The organism is Stenotrophomonas sp. YJH_SMC_27, assembly GCF_059369815.1.
In genome coordinates this window covers 212,475-233,202 of sequence record NZ_JCAFTA010000006.1, presented here as the reverse complement: position 1 = coordinate 233,202, position 20,728 = coordinate 212,475, and the positions used below count along the sequence as shown (strand labels likewise).

Sequence of the window (20,728 nt, the reverse complement as noted above, 5' to 3'; positions counted from 1 at the left end):
TGCCGGTACGGCATGAGGTCGGTGCCGATCGGCCTGAACCGGGGCGCAGCCGATACGGCCGCGTCGCTGTCGGCGCCCTACAATGGGCGCATGCAGATCGGCCCGTACACCATTGCTCCGAACGTCGTGCTGGCGCCCATGGCCGGCGTCACCGACAAACCCTTCCGCCTGCTGTGCAAACGGCTGGGCGCGGGCTTGGCCGCCTCGGAAATGACCATCAGCGACCCGCGCTTCTGGACCACGCGCAAGTCGATCCACCGCATGGACCATGACGGCGAACCGGCACCGATCAGCGTGCAGATCGCCGGGACCGAGCCGCAGCAGCTGGCCGAGGCCGCGCGCTACAACGTCGACCACGGCGCGCAGATCATCGACATCAACATGGGCTGCCCGGCCAAGAAGGTGTGCAACGCCTGGGCCGGCTCGGCGCTGATGCGCGACGAGCAGTTGGTGGCGCGCATCCTCGAAGCCGTGGTCAACGCGGTGGACGTGCCGGTCACGCTGAAGATCCGCACCGGTTGGGACTGTGACCACCGCAATGGCCCGCTGATCGCGCGCATCGCCGAGGACAGCGGTATCGCTGCACTGGCCGTGCACGGCCGCACCCGCGACCAGCACTACACCGGCCAGGCCGAGTACGCCACCATCGGCGAGATCAAGGCCGCACTGCGCATTCCGGTGATCGCCAACGGCGATATCGATTCGCCGCAGAAGGCGGCCTACGTGCTGAAGGAAACCGGCGTGGACGCGGTGATGATCGGCCGCTCCGCACAGGGCCGGCCGTGGATCTTCCGCGAGGTGGCGCACTACCTGGCCACCGGCGACGAACTGCCACCGCCGTCGTTGGCGGAAGTGCGCGACATCCTGCTCGGCCACCTGCATGCGCTGCATGCGTTCTATGGCGAGCCGCAGGGCGTGCGCATCGCGCGCAAGCACTTGGGCTGGTATGCCAAGGACCGGCCGGAGAACGCCGCCTTCCGCGCCGTGGTCAACCGTGCCGAAGACCCACAGAGCCAGATCGCGCTGACCACCGAGTACTTCGACCGCCTGATCGCCGGGGAACCGGCGCTGCCTTCGGCCGCCTGACCGCCCTGCCGCGTCGCAACGTCGAGCCTGCTCGACCGAATTGAACTCCGAGAGCCCGCCTCCATGACCCCGCCGATCTCCTCTCCCACCTACCTCCACGGGTTTTCCGGCACCGAGCAGCAGCGCCTCATGACCCAGGCCCGGCTGCTGGAATCGAGCATCTTCGGCCAGATCGACTACAGCGGCGCGCGGCGCCTGCTGGAAGTCGGCAGTGGCGTTGGTGCACAGACCGAGATCCTGCTGCGCCGCTTCCCCGAGCTGCACGTGACCGGCGTGGACCTGAGCGAAGCGCAGCTGGCTACCGCACGCGAAAACCTGTCACGTACGCCATGGTGCAGCGACAGATACACCCTGCAGCAGGCCGATGCCGGCGAGCTGCCGTTCGAGGCCCGCAGCTTCGACTCCGCGTTCCTGTGCTGGGTGCTGGAACACGTGCCGTCACCGGCGCGCGTACTCAGCGAAGTGCGCCGCGTGCTGGCACCGGGTTCGCCGGTGTACATCACCGAGGTGATGAACGCCTCTTTCCTGCTCGATCCGTATTCGCCGCACATCTGGCGCTACTGGATGGCGTTCAACGATTTCCAGTACGACCATGGTGGCGACCCGTTCGTCGGCGCCAAGCTGGGCAACCTGCTGCTGGCCGGCGGCTTCCGCGACGTGCACACCGAGATCAAGACCATCCACCTGGACAACCGTGAACCGGCGCGCCGCAAGACGATGATCGCGTTCTGGGAGCAGCTGCTGCTGTCGGCGGCCGACCAGCTGCTGCAGGCCGGCTCGGTGGACGAGGAAACCGTGGAAGGCATGCGCCGCGAGTTCCGCCTGGTGCAGAACGACCCGAATGCGGTGTTCTTCTATTCGTTCGTCCAGGGCCGCGCCACGGTGTATTGATCCGGTGTTCTGCTGCCGATCGAGGCCGCAGAGCCACGCCATGCGTGGATCCACTGATCAATGCACGGCGGTGTGGTCGGCCGCGCCCGGCGCCGCCGCCGGCTCCTGCCAGATCCGCTGCCACATCGCCGCCAGGCGGCGACCGGCGTCGGCACGCGCGGCGGGACTGCTGTAGTCCACGCGCACCTGCTCGGGAACGATTGCCCGCCACTGCCCGTCGGCCTGCTCGGCCACGACGAAATTGAAGGTGTAGTCCGGCTCCAGCCCCATGCGCAGGTCGCTCAGCACCAGCCGGCCGTCCACGACCTGCGCACGCATGAAGCCACGGTTGAACCACTGCAGGCGCCGCACTGCCGGAATGCCCCCCGCTTCGCGCAAGGCCTGCACGTTGGACGCATGGCCTTCGAACCGCATCGGCCCGTGGTCGGCCACCAGCGAGCGATCACCCACCACGTAGCCGTTGGGCGTCATCGCCACCACCCGCCACAGCAGGGTGTTGAACGGCATCGGCACCGAGAAGCGCGGCGCATCGCCCAGGCCCATCGCGGACAGGCTCTGCTGCGCGGCACGGTCGACCAGTGCCTTGGCGATCAGGCCCCAGCCCAGGTAGCCACTGCTGATCAGCAGCGCCACGCCCAGCACCTTGCCCACCCAGGACCGGGCGCGACCGAACCAGGCCAGCACGCAGCCCAGCAGCAGCCATACCGTGTAGCCAGGATCGATGATGAAGACACTGGAACCCATGGTCGGATGTGGCCGCAACGGCCACCACAGCTGGGTACCGTAGACGGTGAACGCATCCAACAGCGGATGGGTGACCAGCGCCAGCTGGATCGCCCAGAACCAGCGCAGCGGTGACTGCGCGACGCGGCCATTGCCGAAGCGCTTGAACAGCCACCAGATCAATGCGGCCACCCAGGGCAGCACCAGCAGCGAATGACTGAAACTGCGGTGCTCGATCATGTTCGCCACCGGATCGGCTGCGGTGAAACCGAGCCACAGGGCGTCGAGGTCCGGCAGGGTGCCAAGCGCGGCACCGGCCAGCAGGGCCGCGCGGCGGTGGCCAGGCGGGGCGATGGCAGCAGCGACGGCGCCACCGAGCACGATCTGGGTCAGGGAGTCCATGGGCCGATGCTAGCGGCTTGCGGGCGGTGCATGTAGAGCCGAGCCCATGCTCGGCTGCTCTTCATTGCGTGTAACGGCAGCCGAGCATGGGCTCGGCTCTACAAGGGTACAGACGCGGGCGGGTTACGCCGCCTGCGACATGCGTGCGCCCGGCAGCTCCGCCAGCGTCTGGCCGTTGTGGTCCAGCAGGCGCAGCGCGCCATCATGGTCTTCGGCCAGCGCGGTCAGGCTTTCCACCCAGTCGCCGTCGTTCGCGTAGACCAGGCCATCGCGTTCAATCAACGCAGCTCGGTGGATGTGGCCACAGACGATGCCATCCAGCCCGCGACGGCGGACATCGTCCAGCCCGGCCTGCACGAAGCGCTCGATGTAGCGTTCGGCGGCGCCGCTGCGCTTCTTCAGGAACTCCGACAGCGACCAGTAGCGCATGCCCAGCCGACGCCGCACTGCATTCAGGGCCTGGTTGCCGGTGAGGATGCGGTAGTACAGCCAGTCGCCGAATTTCTCCTGCAGGCCACCGAAGTGGGTCACGCCGTCGTACTCGTCGCCGTGTGCGACCAGCAACCTGCGGCCATCGGCGGTCACGTGGATGGCACGGCGGCGCACCTGCATGGCCGGCAACATCACCCCGCATATGTGGCGCAGCGATGCGTCGTGGTTGCCGGGAATGTAGATGATCTCGGTCCCTGCGCGGCGCAGGGCGTGCAGGGCCTGGATGACTTCACTGTGCGACTGCCGCCAGTTGGCGCGGCGATGCGCCATCCACCACAGGTCGATGATGTCGCCGACCAGGTACAACCGTTCGCAACGCAGCTGCAAGAGGAACCGTGCCAGCTCGGTGGCATGGCAATGACGTGAACCCAGATGCACATCGGAGACGAACACTGCGCGCCGGTGCGGCGACAGGTTCGCCAGCGCGCTCATGCCGGCGTCCCTGCGTCGCGCAGGTAGCGTTTGCGCTTGTTCGGCCGGATCGCACACAGGTCCACTTCGATCAGGCCGTCGATCGAATCGCTGAAGTCCGGGTCGACACCGAAGGCGAGGAAGCGGGCACCACCGGGTTCACACAGATCGGTGTACTGGCGGTACAGCGTGGGTACGCCGGTACCGAGCGCAGCCAGGTTGGCCTTGAGCACCTCGAACGCGGCGCCTGCATCCAGCTCACCGAAACTGGGCGGTGCGGCGAAGTACTGGAACGGGCGGTTCGATTCGGCCATGCCAGCGGTACCGCTGTAATAGCGCTGGTAGTACGCCACCAGCTGCTCGCGCGCTTCACGCGGTAGCGCCGCGCTGATCGACACGGCGCCGAACAGGTAGCGGATGCCCGGCCGGCACTGCAGGTAGGCGCCGATGCCCTGCCACAGATAGTCCAGGCTGCGGCTGCCCCAGTAGTCGGGCACCACGAAGCTGCGGCCCAGTTCCAGGCCCTCGGCGATGTGGGTGATGGCATCGTCGGAATAGCGGAACAGCGACGCGCTGTAGAGCCCGGACAGGCCGTGCCGGGCCAGTGCGTGGGCGCCGCGCATGATCCGGTACGCGCCGGCGATGCGCTGCGCGGCGGCGTCCCAGATCACGATGTGCTCGTACTGCGGGTCGTAGTTGTCGAGGTCACGGCTGCGCCCGGTGCCCTCGCCCACCTGGCGGAAGGTCAGTTCGCGCAGGCGGCCCAGCTCCAGCAGCAGCGGCGAATCGGCAGTACAGGCGGCCAGCAGAATCTGCTTGCCATCGGCGGTCTGGCCCAGCTGGGTCGCTGCGGCAATCCCTGCGGCAACCTGCGAAGGGGGCACCGGGGCGGCCAGCGGCTCAGGGCCTGCGCAGGCAGCGGCATTGCCGGCCGCGCCATTGCGGCCCAGCGCATACAGCGCGCGACGTACCGCCAGCAGCTGTGCGCCCGGGTCACCGCCATCGCCCAGCCGCATCGGCTCGCCGATGCTCAGCCGCAGCGGGCGGCCACGACGGGTGAACATCTCGCGTGCCAGCAGGGCGGTGCCGGCCGGCTTGAACAGGGTTGATGCGCCGTAGAACAGCGCCGAGTTGCGCGCTTCCACCCGCACTGGCAGCACCGGCGCCCCGGCGGCGCGGGCAAAGCGCACGAACCCGCGCTGCCAGCGACCATCGCGGATGCCTCGCAGCGAGAGGCGCGAGACCTCGCCGGCCGGGAACACGATCACGCACTGCTCGGCGGCCAGCGCCTCCTCCACCGCGTGCAGACTGCCGCGCTGGGCCTTGCCGCCAAGGATGCGCACCGGCAACAGCAGATCCTGCAGTGGCGCGATAGCCCCCAACAGATCGTTCGCCACGATCCGCACGTCACGGCGGATGCGGCCGACCGCGTCCAGCAGCGCCAGCGCGTCCAGCGCCCCGGACGGATGATTGGCAGCAATCAGCAGGCGGCCGGTGGCCGGGATCTTCGCCAGCGCGGCCGGATCCACCTGGTACTGGCCATCGACGAATTCCAGGGCGGCGGCGACGAAGCCGAATCCGCGCAACCCTGCACTGCGCTTCAGGAAGGCCTCGATCTGGTCCAACCGCGACCAGCGACCGACGCTGCGCAGCAGCGGCCGTGCCAGCTGGCCACGACGGCCATGGAACCAATCGGGGAAGCGTTGCTGGAGACGCTGTTCGAGTTCCTGCATGGCGGATCCACTCATGCCCGGCGGCCGGATTGGCCGACAGCCTGCGCCCGGCAGGCGGCAGCCAGATGGCGGTTTCGGGGCAGAACGATGACGGCCGGTCCGGCAGGGTCGCGGCCTGCGCGGTCCGGGGTTGGACAGCCCCGTCCGTCGTCACGCTGGTGGAACACTGGGCCTCGAGGCCGGGCCCCAATCCCGTCACGACGGCCCCTGCCAGGCCTACGCGGGCTTAACCACCGGCAACCGGTACCGGTCCACAATGCACAGGCGGCGCACCCCGTGTATCATGCGCGCCCATCTTTCCATCCGAATCAAGGGATATTACGCCTGATGTCCAGCTATCTCTTCACCTCCGAGTCGGTCTCTGAAGGCCATCCGGACAAGGTTGCCGACCAGATCTCCGATGCGGTGCTGGACGCGATCCTGACCCAGGACCAGCGTGCCCGCGTGGCCTGCGAGACCATGGTCAAGACCGGCGTTGCCATCGTGGCCGGTGAAATCACCACCAGCGCCTGGATCGACCTGGAAGCGCTGACCCGCAAGGTCATCACGGACATCGGCTACGACAGCTCCGACGTCGGCTTCGACGGCGCCACCTGCGGCGTGCTGAACCTGATCGGCAAGCAGTCGCCGCACATCGCCCAGGGCGTGGACCGCAAGAAGCCGGAAGAAATGGGCGCTGGCGACCAGGGCCTGATGTTCGGCTATGCCACCAACGAGACCGACAGCTACATGCCGGCCGCGATCCACCTGTCGCACCGCCTGGTCGAGCAGCAGGCCAAGATCCGCAAGAAGAAGAACTCGCCGCTGTCGTGGCTGCGCCCGGACGCCAAGAGCCAGGTCACCCTGCGCTATGAAAACGGCGTGGTCTCGGCCATCGACGCCGTGGTCCTGTCGACCCAGCACGCCCCGGGCATCAAGCAGAAGGACCTCATCGAGGCCGTCCGCGAAGAAATCATCAAGCCGGTGCTGCCGGCCAAGTGGCTGCACAAGGGCACCAAGTTCCACATCAACCCGACCGGCAAGTTCGAGATCGGCGGCCCGGTGGGCGACTGTGGCCTGACCGGCCGCAAGATCATCGTCGACACCTACGGCGGCTGGGCCCGTCACGGTGGTGGCGCGTTCTCCGGCAAGGACCCGTCCAAGGTCGACCGTTCGGCTGCCTACGCGGCCCGCTACGTCGCCAAGAACGTGGTTGCTGCCGGCCTGGCCGACCGCTGCGAAGTGCAGGTCTCCTACGCCATCGGCGTGGCCGAGCCGACCTCGATCTCGGTCACCACCTTCGGCACCGGCAAGATCAGCGATGACAAGATCGAGAAGCTGATCCGCAAGCACTTCGACCTGCGCCCGTACGGCATCATCAAGATGCTGGACCTGATCCACCCGATGTACCAGCAGACTGCGGCCTACGGCCACTTCGGCCGCAAGCCGAAGGAGTTCAGCTACCTCAACGGCGAAGGCGAGACCGTCAACGCCACGGCCTTCTCCTGGGAGAAGACCGACCGCGCCGCCGCCCTGCGCGCCGATGCGAAGCTGAAGTAAGAAACACGAAGGGCCGCTCACGCGGCCCTTCTGCTTTCTGTAGAGCCGAGCCCATGCTCGGCTTTCTTTTTCTTGCGACAAGAGCAGCCGAGCATGGGCTCGGCTCTACAAGAGCTACGCCACGCCGATACAATCGGCCCATGTCGACCGAACTGAAAACCCACCAGCTGTCCATGACCGTGCTGATGTCGCCGGACATGGCCAATTTCTCCGGCAAGGTCCACGGTGGCGCGATCCTGAGGCTGCTCGACCAGGTCGCCTATGCCTGTGCCAGCCGCTACGCCGGCAGCTATGTGGTCACCCTGTCGGTGGACCAGGTGATGTTCCGCCAGCCCATCGCGGTGGGCGAGCTGGTCACCTTCCTGGCCTCGGTGAACCATACCGGCACCTCGTCGATGGAGATCGGCATCAAGGTGGTGGCCGAAGACATCCTCAAGCGCAGCGTGCGCCACGCCAACAGCTGTTTCTTCACGATGGTGGCCGTGGATGAGGAAGGCCGGCCGACGCCGGTGCCAACATTGCGGCCGGTCACCTCGGACGAGAAGCGCCGCCAGGCCGCAGCGCTGATCCGCCGCCAGCTGCGCCAGGAAATGGAACAGCGCCACCTGGAACTGCTGGCATCGAATCCTCCGTCGCCGGAGGAGTGAGGGCGTGCGGGGCACGCCCCGCACCCACCGAGGCAGGTAGCGCCGGGCCATGCCCGGCGGATACGCATCAACCCGTGTTCTGCACCCCCTGCGAAACACCGTTCACGCACGCCACCAGCGCGCGCAGCAGCTCGTCATCCTCGCGCCCGCTGGCCCGCCAGCGCTGCAGCAGATCCACCTGCAGCACGCTGATCGGATCGACGTAGGGATTGCGCAGGCGGATCGACAGCGCCAGCCGCGCATCATGGTCCAGCAGCGTCTTCTGGTCCATCAGCGCCAGCAGCCAGTGCCGGGTAAGTTCCAGTTCGCGCTGTACCTGCGGGAAGAAGCGCCCGTGCAGGTCGCCAGACAACAGCGAGAACTGCTCGGCGATGGTGATATCGCCCTTGGACAGCACCATCGCGATGTCGTCCAGGAAGGTGCGGAAGAACGGCCAGTCACGCGCCATTTCGCGCAGGGTCTCTTCATGGCCAGCGTCCACCGCCGCCTGCAGGCCGCTGCCCACGCCGTACCAGCCGGGAATGACGGCACGCGCCTGGCTCCAGGCAAACACCCAGGGAATCGCACGCAGGTTGCCCAGTGCCGCATCCTGGCCGAGCCGGCGCGAAGGACGCGAGCCCAGCGTCATCCGCTCGATCACGTCGATGGGTGTGGCGGTACGGAAGTAGTCCATGAAGCAGGCCTGGCCAACAAAGGCGCGATACACCTCGCTGCTGGCCGATGACACCGCGTCCATCACCGGCCGCCACGCATCCTCGCGCGGCTCGGCGGCACGCGGGCGCAGGCTGGCGCGCAGCACCGCACCGGCGGCCTGTTCCAGCGAGCGCAGGGCCAGCGCGCGGATGCCATATTTGCGATGGATCACTTCGCCCTGCTCGGTCACCCGCAGGCGGCCATCGATGCTGCCGCGCGGTGAAGCATCCACCGCGTGCGTGGTCTTCCCACCGCCACGGCTGATCGAGCCGCCACGGCCATGGAAGAAGGTCAGGCGGATGCCCGCCTCGGCCGCCACCTCCAGCAGTTCCACCTGCGCGCGCTGCAGGCCCCAGCGCGAGGCGGCGATGCCACCGTCCTTGCTGCTGTCCGAGTAGCCGAGCATCACCATCTGCACGTCGCCGCGCGCGCGCAGATGGGTGCGGTACACCGGGTCGTCCAGCAGGTCGCGCAGCGTGGCGGTGCCGCGCTTGAGGTCATCCACGGTTTCAAACAGCGGCGCGATGTCCAGCGGCACCGTGTCATCGGCGTCGACCAGGCCACCACGCCGCGCCAGCGCCAGTACCGCCAGCACGTCGCTGCGGTCGTGCGCCATCGAAATGATGTAACTGCCCAGTGCATCGCCGCCATGGCGTGCGCGTGCATCAGCCAGCGCGGCGAACACGGCGTCCAGGCGCCGGTTGCCTTCGTCGTCGCCCTTCGGCAACGGGGCCTCACCGCTGGCATGCGGGGCCAGCAGGCGCGCGCGGCCCAAGGCATCCAGACCCTCCCACGCTGCGTCGCCGCCCAGCACTGCGGCCAGCGCGCGCGCATGCACGCTCGATTCCTGGCGTACGTCCAGCCGTGCCAGATGGAAGCCGAAGGTCTTCACCCGCCACAGCAGACGCTGCACGGCAAAGCCGCCGGCATGTTCGCCGCGATTGGCACGCAGGCTGTCGAGGATCAGCTGCAGATCGTCGATCAGTTCGGCGGGGCCGGCGTAGGCGCCGCTGCCATCATCCAGCGTGGCCTGCAGGCGTGCGCGCATGCGGTCGTTGAGCAGGCGGTACGGCATGTCGGCATGGCGCGGGCGCGACTGCACCTGCGGCAGCAGCTGCTGGTACTGCGCCACGCGTGCCTGCAACGCATCACTAACGCCCACTCGCTCGGTAGACTGGCTGAGCAGGCTGGCCAGCTGCAGCAGTTCCTTCTGGTAGCGCCCCAGCACTGCCCGCCGCTGTGCATCCAGCGTGTTGCGGATGGTGGTGGCATCCACGTTCGGGTTGCCGTCCATGTCGCCGCCCACCCAGGTGCCGAAGCGCAGCAGGCGCGGCAGCGGCAGTTCTTCGCCGAAGGTATCGCGCAGCGCCTGCTGCAGCGATTCGTACAGCACCGGGATCACCCGGTACAGCACCTGTACCAGATAAAAGCCGACGTGCTCGCGCTCGTCGTCCACGGTGGGCCGCACCGGCGAGGAATCGGTGGTCTGCCACGAAGCGGTCAGCGCCATGCGGAAGCGCGCGGCATCGGCGGCCGCTTCCCCCGGCGTGCGCTGGCCATCAAGGTTGTCGACCAGGCTGGCCACCATCAGCTGCTCTTTCTCCAGCAGCGCGCGGCGCACCGCTTCGGTCGGGTGCGCGGTAAACACCGGTTCGATGTCGATGCGCGGCAGCCATTGCGCCAGCTCGTCCAGCGTCACGCCCTGCGCCTTCAGGTGCTGCAGCGCATCCTGCAGGCCATCGGGCTGCGCCCCTGCGGTACCGGCACGCTGGTAGTCACGGCGGCGGCGGATGCGATGCACGCGCTCGGCGATGTTGACCACCTGGAAATAGGTGCTGAACGCCCGCACCATGGTCTCGGCCTGCTGCGGCGTGCGCCCGGCCAGCCCTTCGGCCAGCTCGGACAACGCCGCCTGGTTCTCGCGGCGGGCGATGGCGCGGGTGCGCACGTCTTCGACATCGTCGAGAAACGCGGCGGAGACCTGTTCAACCAGCAGGTCGCCGACCAGCGCGCCGAGCCGGCGCACGTCATCGCGAAGCGGAAGATCGGGAGAAGCAAACTCGATGCTGCTGCGGTACTCGTTCATCGGCGACGCACAGGCCTCGGTCAACGGATTCAGGTCCCAAGCCTAAACCAGAACGGGCAGCGTGCTGCGATGCAAAAATGGTTTCATCTGCACGTATCCATGGCGGACGCAGCCGAGCATGGGCTCGGCTCTACAAGCGTCATGGCGCGTGACACCGTGTAGCGCCCGAGCCCATGCTCGGGCGGCGGCGCAGCCGCACAGGCGGCCGCTGTTGCAGCGGCCACCCTCATGCACGTATCAGCGCTTCTTCTTCGCCTTGCCCTGCTCGGCCGGGCCAATGGTCTGCTCCAGCCAGCGCTCGCTCTCGGCCAGCATGGTCATGATCGATTCGCGTGCGCGGTAGGCATGCGATTCGTTGGGCAGCATCACCAGCCGCGCGGTGCCGCCCAGGCCCTTCACCGCGGCGAACATGCGCTCGCTCTGGATCGGGAAGGTGCCGGAGTTGTTGTCGTCCACGCCGTGGATGAAGAGAATCGGATCCTTGATCCTGTCGGCGTAGTTGAAAGGCGCCATTTTCTGGTAGACCTCCTGTGCCTGCCAGTAGTTGCGTTCCTCGGCCTGGAAGCCGAACGGAGTGAGCGTGCGGTTGTAGGCGCCGCTGCGGGCGATGCCGGCCTTGAACAGGCGGGTGTGTGCCAGCAGGTTGGCGGTCATGAACGCACCGTAGGAATGGCCGCCGATGGCGATGTGATCGCGATCGGTCACGCCACGGCGCACCACCTCATCCACCGCTGCCTGCGCGTTGGCCACCAGCTGTTCGATGTAGGTGTCGTTCGGCTCCTTGTCGCCCTCACCGATGATCGGCATCGACGGGCTGGCCAGCACCACATAGCCCTTGGCCAGGAACGCCTGCGGGCCCCAGTAGCTGACCGCGTTGAAGCGGTACGGCGAATCGGTCACCTGGCTGGCCGCAGCCGCGCTCTTGAACTCACCCGGGTAGGCCCACATCAGCAGCGGCCGTGGGCCGTCCCGCTTGGGGTCGTAGCCCGGCGGCAGCAGCAGGGTCGCGGTCAGGTCGACCCCATCCTTGCGCTTGTAGCGGATCTGCTCCTTCTGCACGCCCTTCAACTGCGGCAGCGGGTGCGCGAAATGGGTCAGCGCGCGCGGTGCCGCACCGGCATCGGCCAGCGACTGCACGTAGAAGTTGGCCGGCTCATCCGGGCTCTCGCGGCTCAGCAGCAGCGAGCTGGCCTGGTCATCCAGCAACGCCACCGGCAGCGAATAGCTCGGCGCCTGCGAGTGGAACAGGCGCGTTGCCTTGCCCGTGGCGATGTCGAAGCGGTCCACGAACGGACGGTCGCCTTCCGGCGAAGCACCGGCACCGGCCAGGTACAGGCTGCTGCCATCGGGGCTGGTCTGCAGCAGCGAACGACCCCGCTCGTCACTGGCCAGCAGCGGCCGGCCCGGATCGGCATAGCGGTCCTGCGCGTCACGATCCCACAGCAGGCGCGGCTCGGCACCGGCGTTGTCCGGGGCGATCAGCCAGGTCTTGGTCCTGCGGGTCTTCCACCACGATTCGGTCAGCAGGGCCAGGTCACCGCGGCCCCAGCTGATGCCGGCCAGGCGGCTGCCAAGCTGGGCCAGGGTGACCGGCGGTTTGTCGAACGGCGCGGCCTGCATCAGCACCGCATCGCGCACCTTGGCGTCCCTGTTCGGGTCGCCGCCGTCCTGCGCTTCGGCCCAGACGAGGGTGGCGTCGGCATCACCGCGCCAGCTGATGTCGCGCACGCCGGTCACTTCGGCATCGTTGCCGGTCGGCAGCCCTTCCACCAGCGGGCGAACGGCGACGGTGTGCACCAGCTTGCCGCTGGCACGGTCGATCACTTCAATGCGGCGCGGGAAACTGCTCACCGGCACCACGTAGGAGTACGGGCGCTGCACCGGCTGGCGCAGCACGAAGCGGCCATCCGGCGACACCGAGAAGCCCATGAAGATGCCGGCCGCGCCGATCGCGCGGGTGCTGCCATCCAGGCCGACTTCCATTGGCTGGGTAGTGGCGTAGTAGTCGAACTGGCGTGCGTCGGCCTCGTTCTTCAGCAGGTCCTGGTAGGTACGGATCGACACCACGCCGCCGCCCTGGCTGGTCTGCTGCACGGCCGGGCCGGTCGGAATGCCATCGGCGGGCGGGGCCGCACCGAGGTTGGCCGGGCGGGTGAACACCACCAGGCCGCGGCTGTCCGGCAGCCACTGGTAGCCGCTGCCGATCACCGTGTTCAGGCCGGCAACCAGGCGGCGGGCACTGCCGCCGGCCACGTCCACCAGCCACAGTTCATTGGCGCCACTGGCAGCGTCGACCTGGTTGAAGGCAAGCCACTTCTGGTCCGGCGACCACATCACACTGGCGATCGACAGCTTGGCCGGCAGGCCGCTGATCTGCCGCTCCTTGCCGTCGGCCACGTTCATCAGCCACAGCTTCTCGCCGAAGCTGAAGCGGCTGTCGGAGAACGTGCGCGGGTTGATGCGCAGGCCAGCCAGCTTCAGTTCCGGCTGCGCCACCACCTGGATCGACGGCAGCGACGGCATCTGCATCATCGCGGCCACGTCGCGGCGCGGCGACAGGAACAGCGACGGCGCGCGCGGGGCGTCGACCACTGCCTGCAGTGCGGCCGATGGCAGTTCGTAGCCATTGACGCCCTGCGCCTGCGCCGGAGCTGGCTGCGAGGCGGCCGCCCAGGCCAGCGGGGCCACCGCCAGCAGCCCCATCGACAGGACCAGGCCGGTCCACCGCCGCGTACGGCGCGCGTGCATGCTCATCGTTCCACCTGTGTGATGCGTGAAAACACCGACCTTAACAGGCCGTGCACGCGGCCCCATCTGCCGATGGTTGGGTCATCCGGATGTCACGCCGGGGCCGCGATATAATGGGGGTTCTCCCCTGCCGAGGGGCGCTGCGACCGGATCCCACGAGGCCCGGCCAGGCTCGGTAAGGTGGCTTTGTAACAACGGCGCCCGGCTAGATGCGAGCATCCGCTCGCCCACAACCGGAGCACACGAATGAACGCTGTTGCCAAGACCTTCTCCACCGAAGGTGACTACAAGATCCGCGATATCACGCTGGCCGACTGGGGCCGCAAGGAACTGGACATCGCCGAGCACGAAATGCCGGGCCTGATGTCGATCCGCCGCAAGTACCAGGCCGAGCTGCCGCTGAAGGGCGTGCGCGTGACCGGGTCGCTGCACATGACCATCCAGACCGCGGTGCTGATCGAGACCCTGAAGGACATCGGCGCCGACGTGCGCTGGGCCTCGTGCAACATCTTCTCGACCCAGGACCACGCGGCCGCCGCCATTGCCGCCACCGGCACCCCGGTGTTTGCCTGGAAGGGCGAGACTCTGGAAGAGTACTGGGACTGCACCCTGGACGCGCTGACCTTCACCCTGGCCGACGGCACCCTGACCGGCCCGGAGCTGGTGGTGGACGACGGCGGTGACGTGACCCTGCTGATCCACAAGGGCTACGAACTGGAAAACGGCAGCGACTGGGTCAACACCGCCTCTGCCTCGCACGAAGAACAGGTCATCAAGAACCTGCTCAAGCGCGTGGCCAAGGAGCGCCCCGGTTACTGGGGCCGCGTGGTCAAGGACTGGAAGGGTGTCTCCGAGGAGACCACCACCGGCGTGCACCGCCTGTACCAGCTGGCCCAGGCCGGCACCCTGCTGATCCCGGCGATCAACGTCAACGACTCGGTCACCAAGAGCAAGTTCGACAACCTGTACGGCTGCCGCGAGTCGCTGGCCGACGGCCTGAAGCGCGCGATGGACGTGATGCTGGCCGGCAAGGTGGCCGTGGTCTGCGGCTACGGCGACGTCGGCAAGGGCTGCGCGGCCTCGCTGCGTGCCTACGGTGCGCGCGTGATCGTCACCGAGATCGACCCGATCTGCGCCCTGCAGGCGGCGATGGAAGGCTATGAAGTCAACACCATCGAATCGACCCTGGGCCGTGCCGACCTGTACGTCACCACCACCGGCAACCGCGACATCATCCGCATCGAGCACCTGAGCGCGATGAAGGACCAGGCCATCGTCTGCAACATCGGCCACTTCGACAACGAGATTCAGGTCGACGCACTGGTGTCCTACCCGGGCATCAAGCACGTCAACATCAAGCCGCAGGTGGACAAGTACATCTTCCCGAACGGCAACGCGATCTTCCTGCTGGCCGAAGGCCGCCTGGTGAACCTGGGCTGCGCCACCGGCCACCCGAGCTTCGTGATGTCCAACAGCTTCGCCAACCAGACCCTGGCACAGATCGACCTGTGGGCGAACAAGGACAGCTACGAGAAGAAGGTGTACCTGCTGCCGAAGAAGCTGGACGAGGAAGTGGCGCGCCTGCACCTGGAAAAGATCGGCGTGAAGCTCACCACCCTGACCCAGGAACAGGCCGACTACATCGGCGTGCCGGTGGAAGGCCCGTTCAAGCCGGACCACTACCGCTACTGATGCCTTCAGGGTGCCGGACAGCGGCCGGCACTACCGGTGCATGCGACACGGACGGGCGCCTTCGGGCGCCCGTTCTGCGTTGGCGCGCCACCGCCGCGCATCCACCCGCAGTAGCCTCGGTCAAGGCAACGCGCCCAGCGCGCGCTACGATGCAGCCATGACCCCGGCCATCAACCTGCTCAAGCGCGAGAAGATCGCCCACACGGTGCGCAGCTACGTGCACGACGCCCACGCCGAATCGTACGGCGGCGAAGCCGTCGACAAGCTTGGCCTCGATCCGGCCCAGGTGTTCAAGACCCTGCTGGCCAGCACCGAGGCACACGAACTGCTGGTGGCGATCGTGCCGGTGGCCGGCCAGCTGGACCTGAAGGCTCTGGCCGAAGCGGCCGGCTGCAAGAAATGCGAGATGGCCGCCGCCGACGCCGCACAGCGCGCGACGGGTTACCTGGTCGGTGGCATCAGCCCGCTTGGGCAGAAGAAGCGCCTGCGCACCTTCCTGGATGCCAGCGCTCAGGCATTGCCCGCGCTGCATGTCAGCGCCGGTCGCCGCGGCCTGGAAGTGGAACTGGCGCCGGCTGACCTGCTGCGCCTCACCGCCGGCCACTACGCTGCCATCGGCAAGTCTCGCTGATGCGCTGGCCCTGGTCTGCAGCGCGGATACCCCGTCTCGACGATGCACAGGCCGATGTGCTGCTGCAGGACCTGCTGTCGCGCGACGCAACGCGCATCACCGATGCCGCACGTAGCGTCGCACGGCTGTTCAGTGCCTCATCGTTGGACGCGTTGGCCACACATGTCGACCTGATCGAACGCAGCTGCGAGGGCATCGCCCTGGGCGGCATGCTGATAAGCAACCAGGCACACCTCAAGGCGGGCCTGCAACGGCTACGCTACTGGCAGGCGCGTAAGGGATGCCTGTGTGCGCTCAACCCCGGCTACCCGTTCTTCGATCCGCGTCGCCTGATCGAACAAGGGCAGATGCAGCTGCTCTCGTTGCAGGAGGCCGAGGAGGGTTGGGGCGATTGCCACACCGTTGCCTGCACGCAATGCGGCCAGCATTGGCAGGCCATCGACCGCGAGTACCATTACCCGTGGTGGGAATGGAAAGCTGCCTGAAGGCCAAGCAGCCACGCATGGCGTGGCTCTACTGCGGCCCGCACATTCACGCGATGCGTGGATGGCAAATATTGCTCACGGCCGCCAGTTCGCGTTGTTCTCCCAGAACTCGACAGAACGCCGGTACGCCTCACGGTCCAGCGGCACGCCGGAGCCGCCCTCCTCCACGCCCAGCGCATTGCGCATCATCGTGATCGGCGCCATTGGCACCTCTTCCGGTTCGGCGGTGTAGATGCAGCCGACGATGCCCCAGTCGGCCTCGATCGGCGAACCTTCCCTGGCCAGCTGCTCGGCGCTGTACAGGATCACCACCAGGTAGTTCGCACGCGGCGATTCCACGCCCTCGAACCAACGCACCAGCACCGGCAATTCCTCGCGGTTGCGCGCTTCATAACCACTGCGCAGCAGGTGGCGGTTGGCCTCGGTGACCGGCACCGTCAGGCAGCGCGTGCTGGTCCAGTTCTCGTAGACGAACAGCTTGCAGAACGGGGCGTAGCCGTCGAGCACCTTCAGCGGCGCCTGCGCATTGAGGTGTGCCTCGAACTGCTCGGCAGTGCAGTCCTGGATGGTGTTGCCGCGCGGCACGCGCGGGAACAGGCGGGGACGGGCGAAATCGGTGAGGACGATGGACATGGCGCAGGTGTGATCAGGAGTTCTGCTGCACAGGGTAACTGCTGGCAGCCCCTACAACGCCATCCGCTCGCGCAGTTCACGTGCCTGCCGCCGCGATACCTCCACCTCGCTGCCGTCGTCCAGCGTCAGGTCGTAGCCATCTGCAATGCTGGGCGTCACGCCACGAATGCGGCGCAGGTTGACCAGCGTGTTGCGGTTGGCGCGGAAGAACAACTCCGGCGGCAGGCGAGCTTCCAGCGCGCTCAGGCTGCGGGTCAGCAGGGCGTTCTGGTCGCGGAACCATAGCCGTGTGTAGTTGCCATCCACCAGCAGCAGACGGATCTCCGAGACCGCGACGAACCAGCAGCGTTCGCCCTCGCGCACGAACACCTGGTCCTGCGCGCCCAGCGTGCTGCGCGGCTCCGGCGTTTCGCCCGCCACCACCTCGCGCTGGCGCGCCCGCTGCAACGCTTCCAGCAAGCGCGGCGCCTCGACCGGCTTCACCAGATAGTCCAGCGCGTTGGCCTGGAAGGCGCGCACCGCATAGGTGTCGTAGGCGGTAACGAAGACCACCGCCGGCACCGTCTCCAGCCCATCCAGCACATCGAAGCCGCTGCCGGAGGGCATCTGCACATCCAGCAGCACCAGGTCCGGCGCCAGTGTGGCGATCGCCTCGCGTGCAGCGGGCACATCGTCGGCCTCGCCCACGCACTGCACCCATGGCAGCGCCGACAACAGCGTGCGCAGCTCCTGCCGCGCCAGCCGTGCATCATCAACGATCAACACACGCAGCACGCCACTCATTGCGGAATCTCCAGCAGGGCCTGCATGCGGTCGCCGACCGGCTGCAACATGAAACTCCCCTGCGTGCCAAGCTGCGCACGCAGGTAGGCAAGGCCGACGCCATGGCCATGGGTGGGCTCGTTGGCGCCGCCCAGCGGATTGTCCACCTGCAGGCGCAGTACGTCATTGTCCAGCGTGGCCCGGATCTCTATCCCGCCGCCGCCCGGGCGGCTGGCGATGCCATGCTTGATCGCGTTTTCCACCAGCAGCTGCAGCGCCATCGCCGGCAGCTGTGCCTGCAGGGCGTCGGCATCGATCTGCCGGTTCACCTGCAGGCGCTGTTCGAAGTGGACTGCCTCGATGGCCAGGTAGTCGTCCACGACCGCCAGTTCCTCCGCCAGCGTGACCTGCTCGCTGCGGTTGTGTGCCAGCGCCTGGCGCAGCGTGCGCGACAGGCGGGTGACCATGTCGCGCGCACGCTCAGGATCTTCCAGGATCAGCGCACGCAGGTTGTTCAGCGCATTGAACATGAAATGCGGGTTGAGCCGTGCACGCAGTGCATCGCGCTCCAGCGCGCTGCGCTCGGCCTCGGCACGCAGGCGCGCCAGGTCCGCACTGCGTATCCGGCGCAGGCTGTGCAGGCCTGCCCAGAGCGCTGCCCACAGGGCCAGCATCACCGCAGTGGTGTACCAGTAGAGCAGCAGCGCCTTGGGGCTGAAGTCGGCCGTCTTCCGCCCCAGGCTCACCCAGTTCCAGGCCAGCGCCGAGTGCAGCGCGATGTTCACCAGCAGCTGCGCCACTGCCGCGCCCAATGCCACCGACAGCGCCAGCCGCAGCAACAGCCCGGCCGTGCCGCGCGCCCACCAGTCGGCACGCAGCGCCAGCGCACGGATGGCACCGCTGCACCCGAACAGGGCCAACGCCAGGCCCAGCGTGATCAACACGCCTGCGCTTCCGGCATCGCTGAAATAGGCCTGGCGCAGGCCGATTCCGGCAACGCCATAGAGCGCCCACACCAGCGCATTGAGCAGCCAGAAGCGTACCGTCGAGGAGGAATCCGGCATGTCCATTCCGAGGCGTGTTGAAACTCAGTGGTGGTGGTCGAGGAAGGCCTGCACCTGACCGCGCAGCCAGCGCGGATCATCCCACATCAGGAAGTGGAACCCCTGCGCGCTCATCGCGATCTGCACGCCCTGCAGTTTCGCGTACTGCGCCTGGAACACCGCGCGCGTGCTGTCCTCGGTGCCGCCCATCGGCTGGTAGCCGGCCCAGCTACCCAGCACCAGCGTCGGTGCGGTGATCGAGGCGATGCTGTCACGCAGGTCGGTGGTCATCACCGCATGCATGGCGTCAGCGGTGGTCTGGCGGTCGCTGGCTTCGCCCCAGCGCCCCAGTTCGGCCTGCCGCTGCGGATCGCGTGTCATGCCCGGCAGGCCGGCTTTCAGCTGCGCCTGCCACTGCGCGGCATCGGCGGCGAGCATGCCCTTGCGCAGCTGGTCGGCCATCGGCCGCACGCTGTCTGCGGTGGCGTTCGGGTCACGCGCCGCCGGCAGGAACGGCAATGCATCGACCACCACCAGTGCGCTGACCGCCTTCGGCTCGGCCTGCGCCACCTGCAGCCCCAGCAGGCCGCCAAGACTGTGGCCGATCACCACCACCGGGCCCAGCTGTTGGTCGTGCAGGTAGGCCAGCAGCTGCCCGCGCATCGCCGTCAGGAATTCGGCCGGGCGCGGGTCGGCAGGCGCAGCGCCGGCAAAGCCCGGCAGCTGCACCAGATGGCACTGCACGTCCTTCAGCGCCAGGCAAGTCTCGCGCCAGACCTCGGCGCTGCTGTTCAGGCCGGGGATCATCAGCAGCGGACGGCCCTTGCCGACCACCTCGACCTGCACCTTGCCCGCACCCGGGGCGCCGACAGTGGCGGCATGCGCCGAGCCGGAACCGAGCACGGCCATCGCCATGCCGATCATCGCCAGCCGGGCCAGCGCCTTCATTGCGTACCAGAGTGCCAGGAAGATCTTCATCGTCTGCTCCTTCATCGGGTGGGTGCTGCCGGGATGGGAGCAGCGTGGGCCCGGCCGACGCATGCCGGTTGCGATTTCGGAGCAGCGGCCGCACGGCGGGGCGAACGGTCGCGGGTTGGGGACGGTTGGCCCTCACGCAATCTTCAAACATCCATCTTGATGAAGCGATATACTGCTTCGCACCTGCCGCCGCCGCCCGCGCCATGACCGCCATCAGCTTCGAGTTCTATCCGCCCAAGACCAACGAACAGCGCGGCCAGCTGGACCGTGCTGCGGCCAAGCTGAAGGACTACGCCCCCGAGTACGTGTCGTGTACCTTCGGCGCCGGTGGCTCGACCCTGAGCTACACCTCCGAAACCGTGCGCCATCTCAACCAGCACCACGGTTTCGATGCCGCGCCGCACCTGTCGTGCGTGGGCGGCACCCGCCAGGAAATCCGCGAGCTGCTCAAGCTGTACCGCGCCATCGGCTGCCGCCGCCTGGTCGCGCTGCGTGGCGACCTGCCCTCGGGCATGGGCTTTCCCGGCGACATGCGCTATGCCGCCGAACTGATCGCCTTCATCCGCGCCGAACACGGCGATGCGTTCCACATCGAAGTGGGCGCGTATCCGGAGACGCATCCGCAGGCCTCCGATTCACTGGCTGACCTGAAGCACTTCAAGGCCAAGATCGATGCCGGTGCCGATGCGGCCATCACCCAGTATTTCTTCAATCCGGACGCGTACTTCCATTTCGTCGATGAAGTGCGGCGGCTGGGCGTGCAGGTGCCGATCACGCCGGGCATCATGCCGATCGCCAACTTCAGCCAGCTGCGCCGCTTCTCCGAACAGTGTGGTGCGGAGATTCCGCGCTGGATCAGTCGCAAGATGCAGGCCTATGGCGATGATGCGGAGTCGGTGCGTGCATTCGGCACGGAAGTGGTGGCCCGGCTGTGCCAGCGCCTGATCGAAGGCGGCGCGCCCGGCCTGCACTTCTACACGCTGAACCTGGCCAAGCCGACCACCTCGGTGCTGAAGCTGCTCCAGGGCTGAAAGCACGCCGCGCGAGCATGAT

The 20,728-nt window shown here is 67.6% G+C and carries 17 protein-coding genes and 1 riboswitch; of the genes, 8 read left to right on the top strand and 9 right to left on the bottom strand.

Features of this window, described 5'->3' with window-relative positions; genetic code table 11:
- Positions 1–90 precede the first annotated feature (90 nt).
- Both dusB and AC5P7R_RS11505 read left to right on the top strand, forming a co-directional pair.
- Entirely contained in the window at positions 91–1,086 is a 996-nt protein-coding gene (gene dusB, locus AC5P7R_RS11510; protein ID WP_031270248.1) for a tRNA dihydrouridine synthase DusB, read from the top strand.
- Between the two features lie 63 nt (positions 1,087–1,149).
- Positions 1,150–1,977 carry a class I SAM-dependent methyltransferase gene (locus AC5P7R_RS11505; RefSeq protein WP_021203447.1) on the top strand — a complete coding sequence of 276 codons (828 nt, stop codon included), beginning with the start codon at positions 1,150–1,152 and terminating at the stop codon, positions 1,975–1,977.
- Positions 1,978–2,034: 57 nt separating this feature from the next.
- On the opposite strand, the gene AC5P7R_RS11500 is transcribed toward AC5P7R_RS11505, so the two are convergent.
- The 3 genes from AC5P7R_RS11500 to olsF all read right to left on the bottom strand — a co-directional run bounded on the left by AC5P7R_RS11500 (position 2,035) and on the right by olsF (position 5,738).
- Positions 2,035–3,102 carry a metal-dependent hydrolase gene (locus AC5P7R_RS11500; protein ID WP_021203446.1) on the bottom strand — a complete coding sequence of 356 codons (1,068 nt, stop codon included), beginning with the start codon at positions 3,100–3,102 and terminating at the stop codon, positions 2,035–2,037.
- Between the two features lie 123 nt (positions 3,103–3,225).
- Positions 3,226–4,026: a UDP-2,3-diacylglucosamine diphosphatase gene (locus AC5P7R_RS11495; RefSeq protein WP_227853644.1), complete on the bottom strand. Its 801-nt coding sequence runs from the start codon at positions 4,024–4,026 to the stop codon at positions 3,226–3,228.
- Positions 4,023–5,738: a bifunctional ornithine lipid synthase OlsF gene (gene olsF / locus AC5P7R_RS11490; protein WP_478436210.1), complete on the bottom strand. Its 1,716-nt coding sequence runs from the start codon at positions 5,736–5,738 to the stop codon at positions 4,023–4,025. Before olsF ends, AC5P7R_RS11495 begins: the two co-directional genes overlap by 4 nt.
- A 327-nt stretch (positions 5,739–6,065) precedes the next feature.
- Here olsF and metK point away from each other — a divergent pair, with 327 nt between their 5' ends.
- Together metK and AC5P7R_RS11480 are read left to right on the top strand one after the other, a co-directional pair.
- Positions 6,066–7,277 (top strand): methionine adenosyltransferase, encoded by a 1,212-nt coding sequence (metK, locus tag AC5P7R_RS11485; protein WP_005408103.1) that lies wholly within the window; start codon positions 6,066–6,068, stop codon positions 7,275–7,277.
- A 140-nt stretch (positions 7,278–7,417) separates the two neighbouring features.
- The gene (locus tag AC5P7R_RS11480) at positions 7,418–7,924 is read left to right on the top strand and encodes an acyl-CoA thioesterase (RefSeq protein WP_021203443.1); all 507 of its coding nucleotides are present in this window, start codon (positions 7,418–7,420) and stop codon (positions 7,922–7,924) included.
- Positions 7,925–7,991: 67 nt separating this feature from the next.
- Here the strand turns inward: AC5P7R_RS11480 and ppc are convergent, their stop codons facing one another.
- Together ppc and AC5P7R_RS11470 are read right to left on the bottom strand one after the other, a co-directional pair.
- The gene (gene ppc, locus AC5P7R_RS11475; protein ID WP_021203442.1) at positions 7,992–10,703 is read right to left on the bottom strand and encodes a phosphoenolpyruvate carboxylase; all 2,712 of its coding nucleotides are present in this window, start codon (positions 10,701–10,703) and stop codon (positions 7,992–7,994) included.
- 237 nt (positions 10,704–10,940) lie between these two features.
- Complete coding sequence (locus AC5P7R_RS11470; RefSeq protein WP_134731250.1) at positions 10,941–13,457, bottom strand: S9 family peptidase; 2,517 nt, start codon at positions 13,455–13,457, stop codon at positions 10,941–10,943.
- Positions 13,458–13,577: 120 nt separating this feature from the next.
- Positions 13,578–13,661: riboswitch (S-adenosyl-L-homocysteine riboswitch) on the top strand.
- 36 nt (positions 13,662–13,697) lie between these two features.
- On the opposite strand from AC5P7R_RS11470, the gene ahcY reads away from it, so the two are divergent.
- From ahcY to AC5P7R_RS11455, 3 genes are all read left to right on the top strand, one after another.
- Entirely contained in the window at positions 13,698–15,143 is a 1,446-nt protein-coding gene (ahcY, locus tag AC5P7R_RS11465; RefSeq protein ID WP_019661087.1) for an adenosylhomocysteinase, read from the top strand.
- Positions 15,144–15,300: 157 nt separating this feature from the next.
- Positions 15,301–15,774 (top strand): Cys-tRNA(Pro) deacylase, encoded by a 474-nt coding sequence (ybaK, locus tag AC5P7R_RS11460; RefSeq protein WP_019338083.1) that lies wholly within the window; start codon positions 15,301–15,303, stop codon positions 15,772–15,774.
- Entirely contained in the window at positions 15,774–16,259 is a 486-nt protein-coding gene (locus AC5P7R_RS11455; protein ID WP_111098009.1) for a hypothetical protein, read from the top strand. The genes ybaK and AC5P7R_RS11455 overlap by 1 nt, the downstream gene beginning before the upstream one ends.
- 75 nt (positions 16,260–16,334) lie before the next feature.
- Here AC5P7R_RS11455 and AC5P7R_RS11450 read toward each other — a convergent pair whose 3' ends face one another.
- The 4 genes from AC5P7R_RS11450 to AC5P7R_RS11435 are packed head-to-tail and all read right to left on the bottom strand — an operon-like array spanning position 16,335 to position 19,675.
- A complete protein-coding gene (locus tag AC5P7R_RS11450) occupies positions 16,335–16,892 on the bottom strand; it encodes a DUF3228 family protein (RefSeq protein ID WP_010481895.1) in 558 nt (185 codons plus the stop codon).
- A 51-nt stretch (positions 16,893–16,943) separates the two neighbouring features.
- Positions 16,944–17,675, bottom strand: a complete 732-nt coding sequence (locus AC5P7R_RS11445) for a LytR/AlgR family response regulator transcription factor (protein ID WP_111098010.1) — start codon at positions 17,673–17,675, stop codon at positions 16,944–16,946.
- Positions 17,672–18,718: a sensor histidine kinase gene (locus AC5P7R_RS11440; RefSeq protein WP_031270244.1), complete on the bottom strand. Its 1,047-nt coding sequence runs from the start codon at positions 18,716–18,718 to the stop codon at positions 17,672–17,674. Before AC5P7R_RS11440 ends, AC5P7R_RS11445 begins: the two co-directional genes overlap by 4 nt.
- A 24-nt stretch (positions 18,719–18,742) precedes the next feature.
- Complete coding sequence (locus AC5P7R_RS11435) at positions 18,743–19,675, bottom strand: alpha/beta fold hydrolase (RefSeq protein ID WP_478436209.1); 933 nt, start codon at positions 19,673–19,675, stop codon at positions 18,743–18,745.
- Between the two features lie 203 nt (positions 19,676–19,878).
- Between AC5P7R_RS11435 and metF the strand changes: the two genes are divergently transcribed.
- Positions 19,879–20,706 carry a methylenetetrahydrofolate reductase [NAD(P)H] gene (gene metF / locus AC5P7R_RS11430; RefSeq protein WP_478436208.1) on the top strand — a complete coding sequence of 276 codons (828 nt, stop codon included), beginning with the start codon at positions 19,879–19,881 and terminating at the stop codon, positions 20,704–20,706.
- Positions 20,707–20,728 lie beyond the last annotated feature (22 nt).